Annotated in this window: 16 protein-coding genes; 10 read left to right on the top strand and 6 right to left on the bottom strand. The window is 40.6% G+C overall.

Annotated elements, in window-relative coordinates; translation table 11 throughout:
* The first annotated feature begins 512 nt into the window (after nt 1–512).
* Nucleotides 513–2591, top strand: a complete 2079-nt coding sequence (gene rnr, locus HMPREF9074_RS02950) for a ribonuclease R (RefSeq protein WP_009389904.1) — start codon at nt 513–515, stop codon at nt 2589–2591.
* Between the two features lie 121 nt (nt 2592–2712).
* Nucleotides 2713–3378, top strand: coding sequence for a LysE family translocator (locus HMPREF9074_RS02955; RefSeq protein ID WP_009389906.1), 666 nt, complete (start codon nt 2713–2715; stop codon nt 3376–3378).
* A 61-nt stretch (nt 3379–3439) separates the two neighbouring features.
* On the opposite strand, the gene HMPREF9074_RS02960 is transcribed toward HMPREF9074_RS02955, so the two are convergent.
* Nucleotides 3440–3955 carry an OmpH/Skp family outer membrane protein gene (locus tag HMPREF9074_RS02960; RefSeq protein WP_009389908.1) on the bottom strand — a complete coding sequence of 172 codons (516 nt, stop codon included), beginning with the start codon at nt 3953–3955 and terminating at the stop codon, nt 3440–3442.
* Between the two features lie 410 nt (nt 3956–4365).
* Between HMPREF9074_RS02960 and HMPREF9074_RS02965 the strand changes: the two genes are divergently transcribed.
* The 4 genes from HMPREF9074_RS02965 (at nt 4366) to HMPREF9074_RS02980 (ending at nt 10207) form a co-directional block, all read left to right on the top strand.
* Entirely contained in the window at nt 4366–5187 is an 822-nt protein-coding gene (locus HMPREF9074_RS02965) for a class I SAM-dependent methyltransferase (RefSeq protein WP_084063413.1), read from the top strand.
* 25 nt (nt 5188–5212) lie between these two features.
* A complete protein-coding gene (locus HMPREF9074_RS02970; RefSeq protein WP_009389914.1) occupies nt 5213–5530 on the top strand; it encodes a hypothetical protein in 318 nt (105 codons plus the stop codon).
* A 36-nt stretch (nt 5531–5566) separates the two neighbouring features.
* Nucleotides 5567–6373, top strand: a complete 807-nt coding sequence (locus tag HMPREF9074_RS02975) for a hypothetical protein (RefSeq protein ID WP_034539643.1) — start codon at nt 5567–5569, stop codon at nt 6371–6373.
* A gap of 282 nt (nt 6374–6655) precedes the next feature.
* Nucleotides 6656–10207 (top strand): leucine--tRNA ligase, encoded by a 3552-nt coding sequence (locus tag HMPREF9074_RS02980; protein WP_009389917.1) that lies wholly within the window; start codon nt 6656–6658, stop codon nt 10205–10207.
* Between the two features lie 93 nt (nt 10208–10300).
* On the opposite strand, the gene HMPREF9074_RS02985 is transcribed toward HMPREF9074_RS02980, so the two are convergent.
* From HMPREF9074_RS02985 to HMPREF9074_RS03000, 4 genes are all read right to left on the bottom strand, one after another.
* Nucleotides 10301–11494: an NADH-quinone oxidoreductase subunit J gene (locus HMPREF9074_RS02985; RefSeq protein ID WP_009389918.1), complete on the bottom strand. Its 1194-nt coding sequence runs from the start codon at nt 11492–11494 to the stop codon at nt 10301–10303.
* A 72-nt stretch (nt 11495–11566) separates the two neighbouring features.
* Nucleotides 11567–12391, bottom strand: coding sequence for a CPBP family intramembrane glutamic endopeptidase (locus HMPREF9074_RS02990; RefSeq protein ID WP_009389919.1), 825 nt, complete (start codon nt 12389–12391; stop codon nt 11567–11569).
* A 25-nt stretch (nt 12392–12416) separates the two neighbouring features.
* Nucleotides 12417–14756 carry a TonB-dependent receptor gene (locus tag HMPREF9074_RS02995; RefSeq protein WP_009389920.1) on the bottom strand — a complete coding sequence of 780 codons (2340 nt, stop codon included), beginning with the start codon at nt 14754–14756 and terminating at the stop codon, nt 12417–12419.
* A 100-nt stretch (nt 14757–14856) separates the two neighbouring features.
* Complete coding sequence (locus tag HMPREF9074_RS03000; protein ID WP_009389921.1) at nt 14857–16017, bottom strand: helix-turn-helix domain-containing protein; 1161 nt, start codon at nt 16015–16017, stop codon at nt 14857–14859.
* Between the two features lie 135 nt (nt 16018–16152).
* Between HMPREF9074_RS03000 and HMPREF9074_RS03005 the strand changes: the two genes are divergently transcribed.
* A complete protein-coding gene (locus tag HMPREF9074_RS03005; protein ID WP_009389922.1) occupies nt 16153–16941 on the top strand; it encodes a lipocalin family protein in 789 nt (262 codons plus the stop codon).
* A gap of 61 nt (nt 16942–17002) precedes the next feature.
* Here HMPREF9074_RS03005 and HMPREF9074_RS03010 read toward each other — a convergent pair whose 3' ends face one another.
* Nucleotides 17003–17629, bottom strand: coding sequence for a hypothetical protein (locus tag HMPREF9074_RS03010; protein WP_009389923.1), 627 nt, complete (start codon nt 17627–17629; stop codon nt 17003–17005).
* Between the two features lie 433 nt (nt 17630–18062).
* Here HMPREF9074_RS03010 and HMPREF9074_RS03015 point away from each other — a divergent pair, with 433 nt between their 5' ends.
* The 3 genes from HMPREF9074_RS03015 to HMPREF9074_RS03025 all read left to right on the top strand — a co-directional run bounded on the left by HMPREF9074_RS03015 (nt 18063) and on the right by HMPREF9074_RS03025 (nt 24205).
* On the top strand, nt 18063–21101 hold the full coding sequence (locus tag HMPREF9074_RS03015) for a SusC/RagA family TonB-linked outer membrane protein (protein ID WP_009389925.1): 3039 nt from the start codon (nt 18063–18065) through the stop codon (nt 21099–21101).
* A 126-nt stretch (nt 21102–21227) separates the two neighbouring features.
* Nucleotides 21228–22712, top strand: a complete 1485-nt coding sequence (locus HMPREF9074_RS03020) for a RagB/SusD family nutrient uptake outer membrane protein (RefSeq protein WP_009389926.1) — start codon at nt 21228–21230, stop codon at nt 22710–22712.
* Nucleotides 22713–22765: 53 nt separating this feature from the next.
* Nucleotides 22766–24205, top strand: a complete 1440-nt coding sequence (locus HMPREF9074_RS03025; RefSeq protein ID WP_009389928.1) for a SusF/SusE family carbohydrate-binding protein — start codon at nt 22766–22768, stop codon at nt 24203–24205.
* Nucleotides 24206–24208 lie beyond the last annotated feature (3 nt).

The raw sequence follows: 24208 nt of genomic DNA on the forward strand, positions 1-24208 counted from the left end.
TAAGTTATAATAATTTAAATACAAAATGAGAAAGACGAGGAGCAAAATTTGTTTCTCGTCTTTTTTTATTCTCTTGTATTTTGTCTTTTGTATTTATCCTTTGTTCATAATTAGTGAATAACTCACTGATTTATTTTAATTAAAAAATTTGCTATTCTCAAGCCCGCGTATATACAAAAGCTGAAAGCAGCTATGCAAATTTATTTCTTATTAAATATCCACTGCTATAATACAGTTATCAACTATCAACCATCTAAAAAAATATCAACAAAAAGTAGGGGAGAAGCCTGAAAAGTTATTAACAAATATCTATAGTAACCCTTAAAATCAGCAGCTTAACAAATACCCCATTGTTAATAAACTACCATAAGTCAAAAAAGCAAATTTTGAAGACAAAAGTTATCCTACTTATTCACAGCCTAATAATAATAACCCTCTTTTTTTTTAAAAAAAGTTTTTTAATTTATAATTAAAAGATTGTTGATAACTCAAAAAAATGTAATTTTGCAATTATGAAAAAGACAACTAAGAATCAGAAACAAGGAAAACCGGGAAAATCTAAGAAAAATAGAAGTTTAGCCAAACGCAACCGACAAGAGCAGCACAAAGGAAAACACCAAGAAACATCTGCTGCACATTATTATATAGGTACGCTTGATGTCAATTCACGTGGCAATGGCTATGTGGTGGTAGAAGGACTTGAGCAAGACATTTTTGTAGCTTCTAATTTCTTAAACAAAGCCTTACATGGTGATAGGGTAGAGGTATATGTATTTCCTCGCTTCCGCAATCGCAATAAGATGGAGGGTGAGGTTACGAAAATAATAGAGCGAAAGAAACAACGCTTTGTAGGTACAGTGCAGCTGCATAAGAATTTTGCTTTTGTAGTCCCTACCGACCCTCGTATGTACACCGATTTCTTTGTGAAAAAAGACAAACTTGGCGGAGCGCAAGATGGCGACCGCGTAATAGTCCGTATTGATGATTGGAAAGATCACCACGATTCACCTATAGGGGTGGTAGAGCAAGTGCTCGGCATACCAGGGCACCAAACTACCGAGATGCACTCTATTTTAGCAGAATACGGTTTGCCTTATACCTATCCCGAAGAGGTTGAGGCTTTTGCCAAATCCTTAGATCTCAGCATTAAAGAAGAAGAGATAAGCCACCGCCGCGATATGCGCGATACACTCACCTTCACTATCGACCCTCGTGATGCTAAAGACTTTGATGATGCCCTGTCTTTCAAGATGTTAGATAATGGTAATTACGAAATAGGGGTACATATTGCCGATGTGTCGCACTACGTGAAAGAGGGTACTATTTTAGATGAAGAGGCTTATAATCGTGCTACCTCTGTCTATTTAGTAGATAGGGTAGTGCCTATGTTGCCCGAAGTATTGTGTAACTTTGCCTGCTCATTACGTCCTGATGAAGATAAATATACCTTTTCAGCAGTGTTTGAGATGAATCAGAGAGCAGAAGTACTAAATGTATGGTTGGGTAGAACTGCTACACATTCGTCTTTTAGGTTTGCTTACGAAGAGGCACAATCAGTGATAGAAGAAGCCAAAGTAGGGGAGGGCTACACCATTCCTGCTGATATTTCTATCACCGATACTGAGCGTTCTATTCCTGCAAATGTAGTAGAGGCTATACTGACGCTCAATACTTTAGCACAACGTTTGCGAAGTAAACGTATACGTTTAGGGGCTATTACTTTTGATAAAGTAGAAGTGAAATTCGACCTCGATGACAATGGCAATCCTACAGGCGTTTATTTCAAAGAAAGCAAGGAAGCTAATAAGCTGATAGAAGAATTTATGCTATTGGCTAACCGCAAGGTAGCTGAATATGTAGCCAAGATGAAGAAAACTTTCGTATATCGCATCCACGATGAACCCGATGCTGATAAATTGCAGCAGTTTAACGGGGTAATAGCGCGTTTTGGCTATAGTTTGAATTTGAACAACAAGAAAACGATTACCGATTCACTCAATAACCTGTTGGAAGAGGTAAAAGGCAAGAAAGAACAGAATTTAGTCGATACTTTAGCTATACGTTCTATGGCAAAAGCCTCTTATTCTACTAGAAACATAGGGCATTACGGTTTAGCGTTTGATTATTACACCCATTTCACATCGCCCATACGCCGTTATCCTGACGTGATGGTACACCGTTTGTTGCAATTGTATTTAGATAATGGCCCTTCTCAAAGTGAAGCTGAGTACGAAACTAAGTGCAAACACTCATCACAAATGGAGAGTTTAGCAGCTTCAGCAGAACGCGATTCTATCAAATATATGCAGGTGAAATATATGGAAGGGCATAAGAATCAGATATTTGCGGGAGTTATATCAGGGGTAACCGAGTGGGGTATTTATGTAGAGCTGAATGTAAATAAGTGTGAGGGCTTAGTGCGTGCACGCGACATTAAGGACGATTATTACACTTTTGACGAGCAGCAATACGCCTTGGTAGGACAGGCTACCGGTAGGACTTATCAGCTCGGTGATGAAGTGATGATACGCGTTAAGAATACTGACCTGCTCAAAAAGCAGTTAGATTTTGAGCTCGTAGAGTCTAATTAATTGCTAACAACTGAAAATCAATAGAGTAGGGGAGAGGTTTAAAAACTTCTCCCTTTATTTTTTGTGAAATTATTAGTTTTTCATTACTTTTGTAAAATATTATAACTATTAGAGTACAACGATGTTTGCAGATGTATTATTAGCATTACCTTTGGGCACTTTACTGGCTTTTACTATAGGTCCAGTATTTTTTGTATTGCTCGAAACGGCTATTACTAAAGGATTTAGGGCAGCAGTAGCTTTTGATGGAGGGGTGTTATTAGCCGATGCTACTTTTATTCTAATAGTTTATTTTACTACCAGCAGTTTGCTGCGCGAAATTAAGGACGACCCTAAACTTTTCTTTGTAGGCGGACTAATAATGATGGCTTATGGTATTATTTCCTTTATAAAGTTGAAGAAAGATTTCAAGAAAACAATTGATAATAAGGAGAATGCCCATTTAGTAGTACCTGAGAGAGTAAATTATATAGCCCTGTTTATCAAAGGATTTCTACTGAATTTTATCAATATAGGCGTATTGGGGTTCTGGTTAGGCATCATCATTGTTTTCGGACCTAAGCTCGATATGAATGCCAATAGAATACTAATATTTTTCACTTCTATTATTCTGGTTTATTTTGCTATTGATGTTATTAAGATACTGATAGCAAAGAAGTTAAAAAACCGACTTACAGCTTTTCACATTTATAAGATTAAGCGCAGTATTAGTATTATCTTGCTTGTTTTCGGGGTATTTCTCATATTGCAAGCCTTCTTTCCTAATATGCTAAAGTCGATTAGTTAATATAATAATATAAAAAAATAAGGCTACTCAGTTATACTGGGCAGCCTTATTTTTTTATTTATTATTTTGTAGTTCCTTTGTATTGTTGGTTTAGGTAGTCGGTTACTTCCTTAGTAATATCTTTTTTCTCAGCACCGTATAGTACGCTACCACCGTCATTGGCTCCAAGTATAAAAGTATATCCTTTTTGTTTCCCGTATTCTCTTATATTTTTCTTCACTTTATTGATAAGCGAATCGAGTTCTTTTTGACTTTCAGCTTGTAGAGTTTGCTCCTGTTGCATAAGGTGTTGCTGTAGTATTTGGCTTTTCTGCATCAGCTCGTTATATTTTTTTTGAGCCACGTTAGCAGGCAATTCTTTAGCCTGTTTATCAAAAGCCATAGCTTCAGCTTGGAAAGCTTGCGATACACTATCGCGTTTTTTTTGGTAAGCCTCTACTTGCTTATCTAATTTAGCTTTGATGTCTTTTTTTTCTTGATAGTTGTCTAAAAGTTTAGCGTTGTCAACAAAGGCAATTTTGTCTTGACAAGCGGTAAGGCTTAGGAGGGCAACTCCTGCTATTAATATTTTTTTCATCTTTATAGATTTTATTTTGATTAGACTGCAAAAGTAATAAAATAATTATGAATGACAAACAACAAATGATTATTAATGTTTGTTCCACGTGAAACTTTTTATTTTTCTCTTCTTCACTACTATTTTATGACTATAAACTATTTCTATCATTATTATTATTACTATAAAAATACCTTATTAAAAACGACTTCAATACAGCCCTTTTAAAGCATTATTTTTTAAAAGTGATATAAGTATACCACTTAATTACTGAAACGCTCTAAATAATCCTTATTTTAATTTTTTACTATTTCAAGCCTAAAAATAATCAAAAAAAGTTCCACGTGGAACAATTTATACTTCTCCCTTGATAATTTATAATTAATTATTATCTTTGCAGCTGAAAATTAAACCTTATTATGTATACTGATATTACCACCAGAGATTACAGTGTATCGCAAGAAACTTTTAAGCTGTGCTATGACCCTCAGCTGCAACTCTATCGCACTACACCCGTACCTTCTCAACTTAGCAAGTACTACGAAAGCGAAAATTATATATCTCATACTGACGGACGTAAAACGTTATTCGAGAAATTATATCAATGGGTAAAGCACTATAATCTAAAACATAAAATAAAACTCATTAGCCAATATAAAGAAGAGAATATCAATCTGTTAGATGTCGGAGCAGGCACAGGCGACTTTATAAAAGCCTGCCACCAGTATGCTCATTGGCAAGCAGTAGGGGTAGAACCTAGCGATAAAGCACGCATTAAAGCTAGCGATAAGCAACTTACACTCTATCCTAACTACGAGGCACTTACCCCACATTCCTTTGATGTGATAACTCTATGGCATGTCTTAGAACATATACCCGATACAGTTCAAGAGATTAAAATTCTTAAGAACCTACTGAAAGACAATGGATTATTAGTAATAGCTGTCCCTAATTATCGTTCTTTTGATGCTAAGCATTACCAGCAATATTGGGCTGCTTTCGATGTACCCCGACATCTTTGGCACTTTTCTAAGGAGAGTATCAAACAGCTATTTGCTACTGAGGGCTTCGAACTTATAGCTACCTATCCTATGTTTTTTGATGCTTTTTATGTAAGTATGCTTTCAGAACAGTACAAAACCGGTAAGAAAAGCTTTCTAAAAGGTATCTATAACGGACTCCGTTCCAACTATTATGGCTACCGCAAGGGCGAATATTCATCGCATATTTACCTGCTCCGACTAGCCAATTAGTATCAATTTATTAATATAAAAATAAATGTTTATAGTCAATAAACATATTGTACCTAAAGGTTTTTCAGGTATTACTTTATATCCTTTTGTTTTTACAAATGATGCTAAGTATCTGAAAGATAGTAGGTTTAAGAATCACGAACGCATTCATTTAGCACAGCAGTGCGAACTGTTAATAGTGTTTTTCTACCTTTGGTACATAGCCGATTTTCTATTCAAATACCTAAAATACAAAGATAAATACCTTGCTTACCGCAATATTATTTTTGAAAAGGAAGCCTACGATAACGACCATAATCTCGATTATCTGAAGCACAGAAAATGCTTCGCCTTTATAAGATAAATGTTCCACGTGGAACATTTTTAATAACACTATATGATGAAAAGAATATTTTTATACGCCCTGCTCCCTCTTATGGGGTCAGCGCAGATTATAAACCTGCCCGCTACACGCGCAGAAAAAGAAGTAACTGATAATGTTAGCACACTTACCGAGCGTACTTACGATGTTTATCGCAGTAATCTTACTCAGAAACGCCTTGCTACCGAGAATACCTACGTGTTCAATCCCGCAGGCAATGCTGTTTCCTTAGAACAAAAATACGGCAATATTCGTCTGTATTACCAATATACGTACGATGCCAATAGGCTTCAGCAGGTCATACTTACCAAAGAAACCCATCACTATGTAGAGGTTACCATAGGCACTTATAAGTATGACGATAACGGACGTATGCTTAGCTATACCTCTATACCTCAGCAAAATAACACTGCTACGGCCACTCCTACGCAGGTCTATACGTTCACTAAGTGGGATGCTAATGGCAATGCCATAGAGGGTACGCTCACTACGCCTCATTCCGAAGCCTTGGTATATCAGGAGTTTGATAAGCAAAACCGCCGTACAATGTTAAAGATGCTCACTAAAGCCGACCCGCCTATAGAAGTGCGTGTGACCTTGCGTTACGACCGCGAGGGTAGGGTAGTGGAGCGCAGTATTCGCGAGGGTTACACTCCTCCGCAAACCTTGCGCTACACCTACGATAAAAAAGGCAATAATACAGGTATCAACGACCAAAAATTCGAACATACCTTCGATAAACAAGGTAACTGGCTTACCCGCACTATCTTTGTAAAGGGCAATATAGTAGGCTACGTAGAGCGAGAAATAAGAGCTAATAACTAAAAAAGAAGTCAAAAATAGCTAAGCATCTTATTTTCTAATTTTATAAGCATTTTCAGAAAAACGTTCTCTTATATCTTCCCTTTACTTTGGATATACAAAGGATTTACCTCCACCGAAGGATAATTGAAAGATAACCGAAGTATAAATAGCCAATAATGCTACAAAAATTAGAAAAATATACTATCCATCTTATTTTAAAAATTTGCTCATTTCCTAATTAAATACTACCTTTGCCCCATAATTGGCAAATTTGCTAATTAACAAATCGACAAATTAAGAATTATGACTTATAATCACAAAGAAATAGAAGCCTTTTGGCAAGAATATTGGGCAAAACACCAAACTTTCAAAGCCCAGAATAACAGCACCAAACCTAAGTACTATGTGCTTGATATGTTCCCTTACCCTTCAGGGGCGGGCTTACACGTAGGGCACCCGCTCGGCTATATTGCCAGCGACATTGTGGCGCGCTACAAGCGTCACAAAGGCTTTAACGTATTGCACCCTCAGGGATACGATAGTTTCGGTTTGCCAGCCGAGCAATATGCTATTCAAACAGGACAGCACCCAGCCGTTACTACGGCACAGAATATCGCCCGTTACCGCGAGCAGCTCGATAAAATAGGCTTTTCATTCGATTGGAGTCGCGAGGTGAAAACCTCTGATCCCGACTACTATCGCCATACCCAGTGGATATTCATACAGTTGTTCAACTCGTGGTATAACAACGCAACCGACAAAGCAGAGCCTATCGAAACGCTTATCGCTCTCTTTGAAACAGAAGGCAATAGCAAGGTAAATGCTCCCTGTGACGACGATATCCCAACCTTCACTGCGGAAGAGTGGCACGCTTTTTCATCAGAACAGCAACAACAAATCCTCCTCAAATACCGACTTACCTACTTGGCAGAAACCGAGGTGAACTGGTGTCCTGCCTTAGGTACTGTACTTGCCAACGATGAAATCGTGAATGGCGTATCCGAGCGTGGGGGTCACCCTGTTATTCGCAAGAAGATGACCCAGTGGAGTATGCGCATTACTGCTTATGCTGAACGCCTCTTGCAAGGCTTAGACACCATCGATTGGAGTGAGAGCATCAAAGAAAGCCAACGCAACTGGATAGGAAAATCAGTAGGAGCCGAAGTTGTGTTTCCTCTAGCCCAAGTAGAGAGGCAGGGGGTGAGGACACCTTTCTTTATGACAGGAGGAAATAATGCATACAGACTTATAGAAGAAGCTAAACGTATGCGAAAAGAACCTACTGATGCAGAAGCAGCGTTGTGGGAACTTTTGCGTGATAAAAAATTAGGAGATAAGTTTAGAAGACAACATTTGATTGATGATTTTATTGTTGATTTTGTTTGCCTTTCTAAGAATTTAGTTATTGAAGTAGATGGAGGTTATCATAATGACCCTACTCAAAAAGAATACGATCAGCAACGTACGTTGTATCTCAATGAAAAAGGATTTAAAGTAATTCGCTTTACTAATGAAGAAGTTCTTGGTAATACAGAAGCTGTTTTAACAAAAATAAAACAAGAGTTAGTCCTCCCCCTAGCCCCCTCCCAAGGAGGGGAAACTGTGGCGCGTAATAGCAGCGGTTTTATAGAAGAATCCGAAGGAGAGGAAACTGTAGCGTGTAAGAGCGATAATATTAATACAACTTCTCCCCTCTCCTTGGGAGAGGGGCAGGGGGTGAGGATCTTCACTACTCGCCCCGATACCCTTTTCGGCGTTACTTACCTTACTTTGGCTCCTGAGCACGCTTTGGTGCCTCTTATCACTACTGGGGAGCAACGCGCTGAGGTAGAGGCTTATATTGCAGCTACTGCCAAACGTTCAGAGCGCGACCGTATGGCGGATACCAAAACCGTATCGGGTGCTTTCACAGGGGCGTATGCCGTGCACCCACTTACCGGCAAGCAGCTTCCTATCTGGATAGGCGATTATGTATTAGCAAGCTATGGTACGGGGGCTGTTATGGCAGTGCCTGCTGGCGACGATCGTGATTATGCCTTTGCCAAACACTTCAAGGGCGCCAAAGGAATGCCTGAACCCATCAACATTTTCGATAAAGATATTTCAGAAGCAGCCTTTACCGATAAAGAGGGAATGACTTACCAAAACTCTGACATTCTCAATGGTTGTACTAACTTTGGCGAAGCAGTTGCCAAAGTGTTAGCAGTCTTAGAAGCCAAAGGTGCAGGCAAAGCCAAGGTGAATTACCGCCTCCGCGATGCTGTCTTCTCACGTCAGCGTTATTGGGGCGAACCTTTCCCTGTGTACTATAAAAACGGCTTGCCACAGATGATAGGCGAGGAGTACCTACCTATTCACCTACCCGAAGTAGAGAAATACCTTCCTACCGAAGAGGGAAATCCGCCGTTGGGCAACGCTACCACTTGGGCGTGGGATACTGCAAATAACAAGGTGGTGAGCAACGAATTTATTGATAATCAAACTATATTCCCGTTAGAATTGAATACTATGCCAGGTTGGGCGGGCTCTTCTTGGTATTGGTTAGAGTATATGATGGAAAAAGACGCACGTGGAACCTTCCCTACCAAACCCGTAGTAGACTACTGGCAAAACGTAGACCTCTACGTAGGGGGTAGCGAACACGCCACAGGGCACCTCTTGTACTCTCGTTTCTGGAACAAATTTCTCAAAGACCGCGGTTTTGCCCCTACCGAAGAGCCTTTCAAAAAACTGATTAATCAGGGTATGATACTGGGAATGAGTGCTTTTGCATACCGAGTGTTATGGGAAGTGAAAGATGAGCAAGGTAATGAAGTGAATTTAGTTGAAGTAAAAGAGCTTTCATCTAATAACTTTCCTCCTATATTTGTTTCAAAGAAATTCAAGGATGATAAGTTGGCGATTGTTTTATTAGAGAAGATTTTCCCTAAATATCCTCAATGGGTGGAGTTTATGAAAAAACTCTCAGGAAAAATAATTAATACTATTATCCAACCTATTCACGTAGATGTTTCTCTCCTCAAAGATACTTCTGATGAGTTAGATATTAAGAAATTCAAGGCGTGGCGTAAAGAATTTGCTAATGCCGAGTTTATTTTAGAAAATGGTGCACTCTACACCCCCTCCTTGGGAGGGGGACAGGGGGAGGATTTCCTCTGTGCTCGTGAAGTCGAAAAAATGTCGAAATCTAAATACAATGTAGTAAATCCCGATGATATTTGCGAGCAATATGGTGCTGATACTCTGCGCCTTTACGAAATGTTCTTAGGACCTTTGGAACAAGCCAAACCTTGGAACACAGCAGGTATTTCGGGGGTATATAACTTCTTGCGTAAGCTATGGCGTTTGTATTTCAATGACAATGGTTGGCAAGTAACCGACGAAGCCCCTACACCCGAGATGCTCAAAGCACTGCATAAAACCATCAAAAAGGTAAATGAAGACATCGAGAATTTCTCATTTAACACCTCGGTAAGTCAGTTTATGATATGCGTGAATGAGCTATCATCGCTAAAATGCCACCATAGAGACGTTTTAGCGCCTCTTTCGGTACTGGTAGCACCCTTTGCTCCGCATATTGCCGAAGAGCTCTGGAAAAGGCTCGGAAATACCGAAAGCGTAACTTATGCCCCTTACCCTGTACACGAAGATAAGTATTTGCAAGAAGACAGCAAGGAGTATCCTGTATCGTTTAACGGCAAAGTACGCTTCAAACGCGCTTTTGCAACCACTATGACTCCTGCCGAGATAGAGCAAGCTATCCTTGCCGACCCTCAAACAGCAGAACAGCTACAAGGCAACACCCCTAAAAAGGTAATCGTAGTACCTAACAGAATTATCAACGTAGTGATGTAAATAAGTAGTAATGCAAATAAAAAAAGTCCCGAACTTTACTTAAAAGCTCGGGACTTTTTATTTTCTTTAAAACCAAAAAAGCAAAGATTCTGTCTATTCATCCTTAATGAGGTAAGTTCTATCTCTATCATTAAACAGTTTATAGTGCAAATTTTTATTACTATAGAGTTTCAGGTGAGCAAAAACCTCCATAGTTTCTGTAGGAGTACTGAAATAAGTAGTAGGCAAATGTAGGTTAGTTTCCGTTTCTCTATAATCACTTATATTAAAAGTAACCTTATCTATTATCAAATCGTAGTAAAAATCTTTGTTATTATTAGCTATATATTGCAGTTGTATGCCTTTAAGTTGCTTACTATCACGTTTGGTAGCCTCCCATTCTTCAAAATTCATAAAGCTTTTTACTTTATTTTTAGAAATAAGACCTCGCAGAAAATCATATTCATCGCGTTCTTCATATTTTCTGTTAAACGGAAGAAAGAAATAGTACCACTCATTGTCTTTGCTGAAAATAACCTTCAAATCATTTAACTGCTTATTTTCGGGTTCTTTCCGGTATATATAGCCTTCATTATCAATAAAAAAAGCATCAGTTGTTTGTTTCATTTCTTCAAAAAAAGCTTCACTTTCACTGTCATTCCACTCTGCCGATTCTTTTAAAAAGCTCATAGGTTTTGGTACTGTATCACCATCAATAGCCCAAGTAAGGTATTTGTTATTACGCGAGTCAAAGTAACAACTCTTCATCACAGCATTTGCGTAATATCCTTGCCTAATGTAGTATTCGGCAATGAGGTTGCCATAAGTATCATATTTATAGAGTCTTTCAGCTCCTTCTATCAAGATAAGTTCATTTTTATCATTCAAGAAAACAACAGTAGTCGTACTACCATACCCAGGACCTTCGCGTTTAGAAAGAAAGCTAATAGTCTTGCCTTGTTTATGATAAGGGGCACTATTAAATAAGTTCTTATAGTTCTTGTATTTCTTCGGAGTTATCTTATTTGAATAATAATCTATAATATCATTATGAAATAAATTTAACAACGGAATAGCTGCAAATAGTATAACTGCAGCCAACCCCCAGCGTGACCATTTGTAATACACACTAAAGTAACTAAAGAACAGAAATGCTATAACAATACTAACTGCCGATGCAAGAATAAAAATATAAATAGCCCCCCACCCCCCTTCAAAAATAAACATTAGAGAGGCAATTAGCATTATAGCAAATATAACAAAAAATACTACTATAGCTGGCTTTTCAGGATTTGGTTTTGCGTTCATATGACAGATAAAGTGTTTTTACACCACAAAAGTAGCTATTAATTTGTTAATAAGCAAATTATGGGTTACATATTAGGCTTTTATCTGAGTGTGGCTGGTACTAAAAAACAGTTTTCTTTCTTTTATGAGTATATAGCCCATTAGTAGGGTGAATAAACCTGTTTGTATTACCTTGCTATCGGGGTGGGTGGCAAAGATTTCGTTGGAAACATTGGCTACTAAATGAAATAATATAGCTATTAGTACATTGCGCCCTGATTTGTAATACAACCAGTTGATGATAAATACAAAAGCAAACAGACTTACAAAAAAGTTTATAGTATAGAGCAGTCCTTCGGCGTGTATGTTGCTTTGATAATAGTCCTTTACAAAGAAAAGAGGTAAATGCCACAAGCCCCAATAGAGAGTAAAAATAACCGATGAGGTGAATAAACTCCACTTACTGCGCAAGGCATCAGTACCATAGGTGTGCCAAGCTAACTCTTCGACTACTGGCGCTAAACAAAGTACAAACCAAGCATTGAAAGGGGCTGAACTGAAACTAGGCTCTCCTGAAATGTAAAACTGGTCGAGAGTGTGTCCTAAATCGAGGGAAATGAGTTGTGCCATAATAATCGAAATAGGCGGAAATAAGAGGGTAATCCAGAAATAACGGTTGCTAAGTAGGTTCCTGCCTATAAAACGCGCTTTTAGGTCGGATAAAAGGGCTTTATCGCGGGCAAATAAGTAGGCTGCTACCCCCACCGGAGCTAATAGACCTGCTAACTCAAAAAAGCCTGTCCAAAAAGCATTAGGTGCTTTTGGCTGGTGACTCCAATAAGCCACTACAAACCATAATACCCAAGGAATGACAAGGGAAAGGGTAAAAAACAATACGGGGTGTTGATATTTCTTCATAATTAACTTTGCCTATACGGCTGCCTTAAAATTCGATTTTGTAACTGATATTTGGAATGACCAAAGTGGCTTTGCTAAGCTCTATTTGACCGGTTTGGTAATTGTAATTATGGTCGATGTAGATAGGGGCACCCAGCACATTCTTCATTTGAAAAGAGAATACACTCGAGCTCTTACGGTGATTGATGCGGTAATTTACCGTTAGGTCGGCGTAGGTAAGGGGGCGCAATTGCTTGCTAAAAGCGCGACTTTCATCGAATATCACTCGTTTGGCTGCTAACGACTGACTCTCTAAAATAGGGCTATAACGCTCGCCCCCTGTAACAGTTACTCGTGCATTTACATCTAACACCTTGCGGTTATTAGCAAAATAGAATTCCTTGCCAAAGAGGGCATTTAGCACAAAACCTTTGTTATAACGAGTATTGCGCCATACATTGTCGCCTGCTTTGTATTTTGAGGTGAATACTGAGCCGGTAATCAGATAGTAATAGTTATTGCCTAAAAAGCGCTCTAAAGTAAGGTCGATGCCATAATTGCGCCCCTCGGTATTATTCACGAGCTTTTTGTTCAGGTACAACGCACGGCGTAGGTTGATAAGCGAGTAGCTGGTACCTTCTTCGCCAGCAATATTCCACAGATACTGAAAATACCCCTCTATCTTGAAGCGCAATTTATCGGTAAGCTGCCAATCGTAGCCCAATACAAAATGATGTGCCTCGCTGATTTTCAAATCTTTATTTACAGCCACGCCTCCTACTTCTATCATATATACATTGAGGTCTTCGGGTTGAGAGTGTTTGCCATAGCCGAAACTCAAACTGTGTTTATCACTTATCTTCCAAGCCAGTCCTGCTCTGCTTTCTAACGTTATCTCTTTTCTCAGACCAAAGTGGTGAGCGCGCAAGCCCACATTAGCCAAAAGTGAAGGTGATAGCTGGTATTTAATTTGTGAGTAGGCTTCGGTAAAATTGGTATTCCCTGCTGAATTGACAATACGCGCATAGGTGCTTGGCACATAGTCTTGTGCTGCGCTGAGGTCGTAGTTATAGAAAAGCTGTTTGTGGGTAATCCCTGCTTTGAAAGTAGCTGAGGAAGAAAGTTTATGGGTAAGCGAGGTAGCCAGTGTAAGGGTTCCGTTTTGCTTTTTCAGGCGACTATCAGGGGTGAACACTGAAGCGTCATCTGAAAGGTAATCGGTAGTAATGCGGTCGTCAGTGCTTGAAAAGGCAGCGTGCGACTCTACAAAACTCTTCTCGCCCGCAGTGATTTGGTGGCGTAAGCCTATCGTACCTACGTAGGTATCCCAGCTGTTAGTCATGCGGTCGATGTCGGTTTTCCAATCGCTGGGGGTTTTAATAGCTTCTTTATGGGTATGGTCAGTGCCGCCAATACCCCAAAGAGAGAAAGTACCTGCTTTCTCGGTAGGAAAATTCAGCTTAAAAGAAATGTCTTGGTACTTGATGCGTTGCCCTGTGTTGTTGAGCTTCAAATCATTAAGCAAGCCCAAAGTAGAATAGCGATAATTGAAGAGATAAGAAGCCCCTTTGGTGCGTGAAAGAGGTCCTTCGGAAGCAAAATCGAGTCCTAAGACGCCTACTTGAGCGGTGTGCTCGTAGCGAGAAGTGTTGCCAGTGCGCATTTTTACATCGAAAACAGCAGCAAGGGCATTGCCATATTCAGCAGGGAAAGCGCCTGTAAGGAAATCGGAATTGCTAATCACCTGATTGCTAAAGAGCGTTACCAGTCCGCCGCCAATGACATTGCCGCCAGAGAAGTGCTGAGGTGAGGGGATTTCTACCCCTTCTAATCGCCATTGTACGCCTTGTGGTGCATTGCCACGCACGATAATGGAATTGTCTTGCAAGTTGCCTGTAGAGACTCCTGCAAAGGCTGATGCCAAGCGGGCAGGGTCGCTAAGTCCGCCGGCGTAACGCTGTGTTTCTTCTACCGAAAAGGTACGCGCACTAACGGTAGCCATTGTGTTGAGTGCTTTCTCTTTGCGTATGCCTGCTACTAACTCGACTCCCTCGAGCTCGGTAAAGGCTTCTCTGAGGGCTATGTTTAGCACGACTTCTTTGGCTGAGGTAATGAGTATTTCGGGAATTGTCTGGCTATCGTAGCCTATATAAGAAACTTCTAAAGTGACTCTTCCTAAACGGAGATTGAGGAGGGTGAAATGACCGTTTTCATCAGTAGTTGTCCCTATAACAGGGTCGGAGTTTTGCACCACTACGGTAGCCCCTATTAGGGGTTCGTGTGTGCTTTGGTCGTAAACAGTACCTCTGAGGGTTTGGTTAATATCTTGTGCTTGTGCGGTAAGAGGTAGCACTAAAAGCAAGAGGATATGAAAAAACGTTTTCATTGCGTAATACTTTTAAAATTCTGGGGCAAAAGTACGGCGCAAAAAGGGGTGTATCGCCTAAGCGTGAGGGTTTGGACGTCTTTTTTATTAAATATATACCTTATCCCTCATTTACGAATTGGCTTGGGGTCTGTCCTTTTATCTTCTTGAAAACTTGGTTGAATGATGATTTGGAGTTGAAGCCTGCTTCGAAAGCAAGCCCTAATAGGTTGAAGTTTTTATCAGTATCTTTTTTGGCTAAAGCTATAAATTCGTCTACACGATAGTTATTGACAAAATCATAGAAATTCTTACCCTCATACTGGTTGATAATTTGCGACAAATGGTTGGGTAGAACACCTAAACTATCGGCTAATTGGGCTAAAGAGAGTTTGGGCTCGAGGTAAGGTTTTTCAGTAGCCATTAGTGTAAGTAACTGCTTATGTAGGTTTTTCGCCTCTTCTGGCTTGAGTCCTGATTTGCGGTACTCTGGCATTTTAAGTGGCTCTTCAGTTTCTTCTGCCTCCGATGGCTTTTCTGAAGAGTACAATACTTTGGGTTTTTCAGCAGTAAAAATACCTTGATAGCGTATGCCCCAGAAACCAATAAGTGCTATAAGCAATACAAAAAGACCTAAGAAAATGAGTTCTATATTGACTGCTAACTCTATTTCTAACAGAAACTGGAGTACATATCCCACTATCATCACTGAGAAGATGATTCCGAACCCGATGAGTAAGAGTCGTAGCCATTGTAGGCTAATACCCTCATTATAGGCAAACTGCTCGCCTATAATTTGTTCGTATTGGTTGATTTTATGATAGGTTGCTACTGAATAGGCTACGCATACGATTACAAAAGCTATAAATGAAATAGTAAATAGCCATTGGTAGGGGCTGTGGTAATCGGCTTGATCTATCATTGCCTTTTCGGCAGCAGAATAACCAAATAAAAAGGGGAACATCAGCACATAGGTAACAGCAAAGGGGAGAAAGTGAAGGCCGTCTCGCCAATAGAGTCGCTGTGGCTGGCGTAGGTTAGTAACGACATACAGATAGACAAAAGGCGCAAACAGCAAAGGGAATGGATGAGTAGCCCCTACTAAATGCGGGTATTTTTCCCAATACCCCAAATAGTGCAGGTAGTAGTTGAGCAAGTAGGTTGCAATACATAACAACCAGACCCCCAGTATATTGTCGGGCAACCTTTTAGCAGCTTTGCTAAAGAGCAATACTGAGAGAAAGCAACACAGAAAAATACCAATGACAAAAATACTACTCATAACTCTCTATATAAATTTACAATTTTTCAAGGCAAAAATAAGTATATTTTTTGATTATAAAAAAATGTTATATAAGATATAAGCGTATTTTTTATTATCTTTGTCCCAATATTCACTTTTAAAATAAAAACAAATATGAAAAAACGTATCTTATCGGCACTTGTTGCCACAGCTTTATGTCTTTTCTCTTGCGGAAAAGATGATGACAATGGTAGTAGTACTTCGCTTAAAGGTGATTGGTATATCCATACTATGTACAACCTAAAACAAAGTATAAACGAATACAATTGGTATACTCCCAATCAATGTTCAAAACGAACTGTATTTGAAATCTCTGACAACCAGCTGAAGCACAAACGGGTATATGAAGATAATTCTACTTGTAAAGAAGACTTTAAGTATTACGATTACACCGCTTCTAACAGTGCTTTTCATTTGACTATAACGGCTGATTCTCCTAAAGGCTACAAAGGACAAACAGCTACTGTCAATTATGAAATGAAAAACAAAGAGCTCATATTGCGTTTCCTAAATGATAAGGGTAATGATGAAACATTGATTCTTCATAAGCGGGGCGTAGATTATAGTCACTTAGACCCCTTTGTAGGTTATTGGAGACTTACCAAAGTACAATTGAAGAGCGGTAAGACTATAAAAGAATTTAAGGCGGGTATTCCTGCTTGCTTTAGAGGTGATATTGTAGCAAGTACAATTGGTTTTACCATATACTACAGGCTATCAGATGACGGTGTAAAATGTGGTGATGAAGAAAGAAAAACCTTTGCTTGGGCAAGAGAAGGTAATACGTATTACAACGTTTCTAACGGACAAAAAGTACCTATTCCGTTTAGCTTTAGTGATGATAAACAAACTCTTTTCTTTGGCAACACAAATACTATTTTGGTATTTCAAAAACAATGGTAATTAAAAAAACGTGGGATATCCCACGTTTTTTTATACATTAACTAGCAACTAGTAGGTTGCTTTATTCTCTTTCAGACATATTATCGCTGTCGAACCAAATGCGGGTACCCCCTACTGGCATCAGTTTATTAAGAGGGTCATTCTTTTCTAATAAACAAAAGGCATATCTGAAGTTCTTAATACCCTGTGCAGTGATTTCCCCTGAAATGACAGCTACCTCTTTATAGCTGGCACCTATAGACTTATTTTCACCTTCAAAAGCCATATAAGCAGTAAATTTATTCTCACTGCCCGAAATGATAGTGCCTTTGCCTATCGCTTTATCATCACTTAATAAATTGAGGTTTTGGTAGTCCGTTTTTATTTTTACACCTTGTTGGTCGTAGAAATGATAGGTATAACCTGTTATCTGATAGCCTACAACATACTGATAATCTTCAACATCGGTAAAAGCTAACTCGAACGGAGTTATATTGAAAGTACCTTCGATATTAGGAGGGGTAGTGCCAGTATGTATGACCATACCATTTGCTTCTAATTTTCTTAGAATGTTATCAGGAACGATGCTTTTGACCTCCTTGGGTAGGTTTTGATATTTTGTGCTTTCTTCGCTCTCTGATTTAGAGCAAGATACTGTACCCAATAGGGCAAAAACGCCCATAACAAAGTAATAAATGTTCTTTTTCATAGTTTTTTATTTTTTAATTTTCGGCGGCAAAAATACAAAACAAAAGATAAATAGCAAATTCAAAAATCAGAAAAATTTTCTCCTACACCTATCCTTTACTTCAGATATACAAACAATACACAAACAATAGACAAACACTAAACGAACATCGAAAATGCAAATATCTACCTCCCACCCAAAAACCAGAAAAATATACTACTCCCAGCCTTCCCAGCCCTCTTAACCCTCCCATTCTTCTGCCCGTTTAGCCCGTATCTATTAATTTTCTTTTTATATTTTTCGTTCTTGTTTTTCTTTTATTTTATTGTTTATCAAACTACTACATTTTTAGGTATCTATATTTTCACTATCTGATGTTTTAATATATCTTTAACGTTTTATCTTTGCGCCAGAATTAGATATCAATTGACAATTGAAAAAACACTTAACTAAAATGAAAGGAAAACAAAGAACTTTATTAAACAGTATTAGCAAGCTCGCCTTGCTACTACTTTTTAGCTTGCTTTCTACCGCCCTTTCTGCTCAAAATAAAAAGATTAGCGGAAAGGTAATCGATGAAAAACACCAGCCTGTGCTGGGGGCATCAGTAGTGGTGAAAGGCACTACCAAGGGTACTACCACCGATTTCGATGGTAATTTTACCTTAGAAATACCAGCTAAAGCAACCCTCTCGGTTTCGTTTATTGGCTATCACACCCAAAACGTGGCAGTAGGCACCCAAAACCAACTTACTATCGTGCTCAAAGAAGAACAAGAGCAGTTAGACGAAGTGGTGGTAGTAGGCTATGGTACCGTCCGCAAAAAAGACCTTACGGGGGCGGTAACTTCAGTGTCTAACAAAGCCCTCAAAGAGAAACCTATCGCCAATGCAGGCGAAGCGCTCCAAGGGCGTGCAGCGGGGGTGCAAGTAACCTCAGCAGGAAAACCGGGCGACAATGTGTCATTTCGCATTCGCGGTATTAGCACAATTAACAACAGTGAACCGCTATTGGTGATTGATGGCGTACCTACCGACCTCGGTATCAACGCCCTCAACGTAGATGATATTGAGAATATCGATGTGCTAAAAGACGCCTCAGCTACAGCTATCTATGGCTCTCGTGGGGCTAATGGGGTGGTGCTTATCACTACCAAAAAAGGAAAAAGCGGAGACGGCAAGCTGTCGTTCAGCTCCAATGTAGCTCTTCAGCAGGCTGCCAACTTGCCCGTGATGCTCAACGCCCGCGAGTTTGCATCTTTTCACAACGAAATGATTGCCAACTATAACCGTACCCCTGGGGTCAGTCCACTTACACAACGCCCCGACTTTGCTAACCCCAACGATTGGGGCGAAGGCACCAATTGGCTCAAAGCGCTTTTCCGTCCTGCTTTTATGCGCAACTATTCGCTTTCATACTCAGGTGGTAACGACAAGAGCAATTACTACGTATCAGGGGGCGTGTTCGACCAAGATGGGATTATTCTCAACACCTCTTACCGCCGTTATACAGTGCAGTTCAATGGTGAGTCACGTGTAAAACCGTGGATAAAGTTTGGTAACAACCTTACCCTTAGCCACGACGAGAAGAAATCTGGCGACTACAACATCCGTATGGCGATGGCTTCTTTGCCTACACAACCTATTTACAATGAAGACGGCAGTTATTCAGGTCCTGATTCGCCTGCCCATCAGTACAGCGATATCCGCAATGTGGTCGGTACTGCTCTTATCAACGGACAAAACACTACCAAAGGCTATAACATTTTGGGCAATATCTTTGCCGAGATTACTCCTGTAAAACATTTGGTATTCAAAACCACTGGAGGACTCGATTTTAAATATTGGGACAACCGCAGTTTCTCTCCTAAATACAACTGGAAACCAATACCTAATCCGCTTTCTAACCTCTATCAAGATGCTAATAAGAGTACTACCCTCCTTTGGGATAACACACTCACTTATACCAATACTTTTGCCCAAAAACACTTCCTCAATGTGATGGTGGGCACCAGTGCGCAAAACAACGTGTATAGCAAAATCAATGCGAGTGTGAGCAACTTCTTGAGCGACCAGCAAAACCAACTCAGCAAAGGTTTAGAAAACCCTACGGTAGGCGGTACAATGAACGATTGGGCTATCCTCTCCTTCATCGGGCGACTCAACTATACTTATGCTGATAAGTACTTACTCACTGCTACGGTGCGCCGCGATGGTTCTTCGCGTTTCTCCAAAGAGAACCGCTGGGGTACTTTCCCTTCTTTCTCTTTGGCGTGGCGTGCATCGAATGAGTCTTTCTTCCCTAAAAACGACTATGTAAACGATGTGAAATTGCGCGTGGGTTACGGTATGACTGGTAACCAAGGTGGTATTGATAACTATGCTTATTTCACCAAATTGCGCACAGGGCAATATGTATTCAACAACAATTTGGTTTCTACTCTTTATCCTCACGTAATGCCTAACCCTAATGTAAAATGGGAAACTGTAGAACAATTCAACGGGGGTATTGACCTTGCGCTACTCAAAAACCGCTTGAACCTCACTTTAGATGCCTATATCAAAAACACCAGCGATATGTTAGTACCTATGGCGGTATCAGTAAGCTCTGGTTATTCAGATATCAATGTGCCGAGTATCAATGCTGGTAAAGTACAAAACAAAGGGGTAGAGCTCACGGTATCATCAGTGAATGTGAATAAAAAGGACTTCCAATGGAATACTGATGTAAACGTATCGTTCAACCGCAACAAAATCGTGAAGATGAACGATGGAGTGCCTCTATTCACTGGTTTTGAAGCGTTCCTCACCAAATTGCAAATTCTCTCTGAGGGTCACCCTGTGAACTCTTTCTATGGCTATGTGATGAACGGCTTGTTCCAAAACCAAGCTGAGGTAGATAACTATGCTACCCAAGTGGAAAATGGTACCGCCCCTGGCGATGTGAAGTTCCGCGACCTTAACAACGATGGGGTCATCAATGCCGATGACCGTACTTATATTGGTAATCCGTTCCCTGAATGGACATTCTCTATGAACAACAACTTCAATTACAAAAACATCGATTTACAGATATTTTTACAAGGCGTAGCAGGTAACGATATCTACAATGCTAATCGTATATGGCAAGAGGGAATGTCGGTACCACAAAACCAAATTGCCAAAGTAAAAGACCGTTGGACTGGCGAGGGCACTAGCAATAGCATTCCGCGTGCTATCTATGGCGACCCTAATCAAAATACGCGTCACTCTACCCGATTTGTAGAAGACGGTTCGTATTTGCGCATCAAAAACGTAACTTTGGGGTATACGCTTCCTAAAGAGGTTACTCAAAAATTCCATACCGATATGTTGCGCATATATCTGTCTTGCCAAAATCTCTATACTTTCACCAAATACAGCGGTATGGATCCCGAAGTAGGCACTGGTGGAGTTGATGGCGGTACTTACCCTGTAACCCGCACAGTTAGTTTCGGATTAAATGTGCAGTTTTAGGTATCAGATATCAGGTAATAAAATATAACATAATTATAAACCATAAAACAATATTACCCCTATGCAGCCTTTGTGGCTTGCACCCTCTACTTGGGAGAGGGGGAACGGGGGAGAGGAATTAATACTATGAAAAAGATATTATACATCACCCTATTAGCATTTCCGCTCTTCACGGCTTGTTCTAAGTTTTTGGACAAGACCCCTTACGAAGATTCAAGTGCTGAAAACATAAGCGATGCGGCATCAGCAATTGCTCTTACCAATTCGGCTTATAAACCTTTGCAACGCTCTAACCTCTACAATATGCGCCTCTGGACGCTCGACATCGTAGCAGGTAACAGCATCGTAGGCGCTGGAGGAGGTACCGATGGACTCGAAACCATCACCCTTTCTAACTTCAATGCGACTGCCGATAACCCTTTGGCGCTCGAAATATGGCGTGGTTGTAACCCTGGTATTCTCTATTGCAATACGGCTCTAAAAGCATTGCCTTCAGCTAATATCCCTGAGAATATCAAAAACCGCTGTATCGGTGAAGCCAAATTCCTCCGCGCGCACTACTATTTCCTTTTGGTGCAACTCTTTGGCGATGTGCCTCTTCAGCTCGACCCTAAAGAGAGTTTGACTAACAAAACGCCTTTCCGCCAAAGCAAAATGAAGATATACAACGAGGTGATTATCCCCGACCTTAGAGAGGCTTTCAATCTATTGCCTACACGCGAGCAATATAGCAATGCCGATAAAGGTCGCGCAACCAAAGGTGCTGCTGCGGGTATGCTCGCCAAAGTATACCTCACCTTGGGCAGATATAGCGAAGCTCTTGAAATGTGCAACGCTGTCGAAAACCTCGGCTATACCCTCAATCCTGATTATTCCGATTGTTTTGGCGCTGCCGAACGCAACAAAAACACTGCTGAGTCTATCTTTGAAATTCAGTACTACGGACTCACCAAAGATGATTTCTGGGGCGAAGAAAACCAAGCCTCTTGGCTCAGTACTTTTATGGGGCCTCGCAACAGTGGTTGGGTAGGTGGTGCTTATGGTTGGAATCAGCCTACACAAGAGTTTGTAGACCAATACGAGGCTGGCGACCTCCGTAAGGATAAGACTATTCTCTACGAGGGTTGCCCTAATTTTGAAGGGAATGCATACCGCGCTTCAATGTCTAATACAGGTTACAACGTGCGCAAGTTTTTAGTGCCACTAAGTCAGTCACCTGACTTCAACACTAACTCTGCCAACTTTGTAGCGCTCCGCTTTGCCGATGTACTCCTAATGAAAGCGGAAGCCCTCAACGAATTGGGTCGCACCACCGAAGCCGAAGTGCCTTTGTACAAAGTCCGCACCCGCGCTGGGCTTACCAATCGCGCTGATATAGAGAACCTCACCCAAGCACAAATGCGCGAGAAAATACGCCACGAACGCCGTATAGAACTCGCTTTTGAAGGGCATCGCTGGTTTGATATGATTCGCTGGGACAACGGTCAGTATGCACTCAATTTCTTGCACTCTATAGGCAAAACCAACGCCCGCGAGAAACACCTGCTCTTGCCCGTCCCTCAAAAAGACATCGATGCCAACCCCAACCTTACCCAAAACCCAGGCTGGTAATATAATAATTAGTAAATCGGCAAATTGACAAATTGACAAATCGATAAATTAATATGAAACCATACCATTTATACATCGCTTTCCTCTTACTGCTCCTTACGGGCTGTAAAAAAGAGGACTATATGGAGCTCTTCAAAGAGGGCAAACCTTTTGAATTGAAAGCTCCAAAAGAAAACGTAGCCTTAGACGCTGCTAACCCCGAACAAGAAGCTATCAAGCTCACTTGGACGGCGGCTTCTAATTACGGCACCAATGCCGCTATCACCTATACTTTCCAAATGGATGTGCAAGGCAACAACTTTGCGGGAGGTATCAGCGAGAATCTAGGTCGTGAAGCCTATGAGAGAGTGTATAAAAACGAGGAACTAAACAACCTCTTGCTCAACACTTTCAAAGTTGCGGCAGACACCGAAGTTACTATGGAAGTACGCATCATTGCCCAAGTAGCTTCTGGCGAGGGAATGAAACAACAGACTAATGTGAAGACTGTTGTTTTCAAAACGCATACTCCTATCAGCAATACGTTGTATATCATCGGTAGTGCTGCCCCTCACGGTTGGAGTGCCGATCAAGCCGAAGAGATGAAACCTGTTGAGGGTACTCCTAAAGCCTTTGCGTGGTCAGGACGATTGTCTGCTGGCGAAATCAAGTTCATCACTACCAAAGGTCAGTTTATACCATCGTATGGCAAAGGCAGTAATAATAGCGAACTGCACTTCCGCAAAACCGATGCCGACAATAGTGATGAGAAATTTACAATTGCTGAAGGTGGCGTCTATACCGTGAAAGTGAACCTCATCAACCTCACTATAAGCATTACCAAAGGCGAAGCGCCTGAATATACCGAGTTGTGGTTTGTAGGTGAACCTACTGGTTGGAGCTTCAAGAAAATGACTGTAGACCCCGCCGACCCATTTGTGTTCCACTACAATGCCGATTTAGGCAATGGAGGTGAGTTCAAAATAGGAACTAAAGAAGGCGATTGGGGGGCAGTATTCTTCCGTCCTAAAGAAAATAATACTCCTGAAGGTAGCGACCTCCCTGTAAAGAAATGGGCAGGCGACCCCGATTACAAATGGAAAATTGCAGCAGGTACTTACAAGATTACGCTCAACACCCGTACGATGAAGATTGATATTGTGCCTTTCACCCCTTATGCCGCAATGTATATGATTGGTAGTGCTACCGATGCTGGTTGGGATATCAACAATCCTATTACTATGGCTGTTGATAACAGTAATCCTAATGTCTTTACTTGGGAAGGTGACTTGAAAGCAGGCGAACTCAAATTCTCTTGCGACAAGAAAAGCGATTGGGGTGGCGACTGGTTCTTAGCTTCTAAAGCTGATAAAGCACCCGCCGGTGTTGAAGAACCTATGATTTTCAGCGCCCACGGCTCTAACCCCGATAACAAGTGGAAAATCACTGAGGCAGGCACCTATAAAATCACTCTTAATCAACTCACCCAAACGGTGATAATCAAAAAACAGTAAAAT

This window comes from Capnocytophaga sp. oral taxon 329 str. F0087, from assembly GCF_000213295.2.
Taxonomy (GTDB): domain Bacteria; phylum Bacteroidota; class Bacteroidia; order Flavobacteriales; family Flavobacteriaceae; genus Capnocytophaga; species Capnocytophaga leadbetteri_A.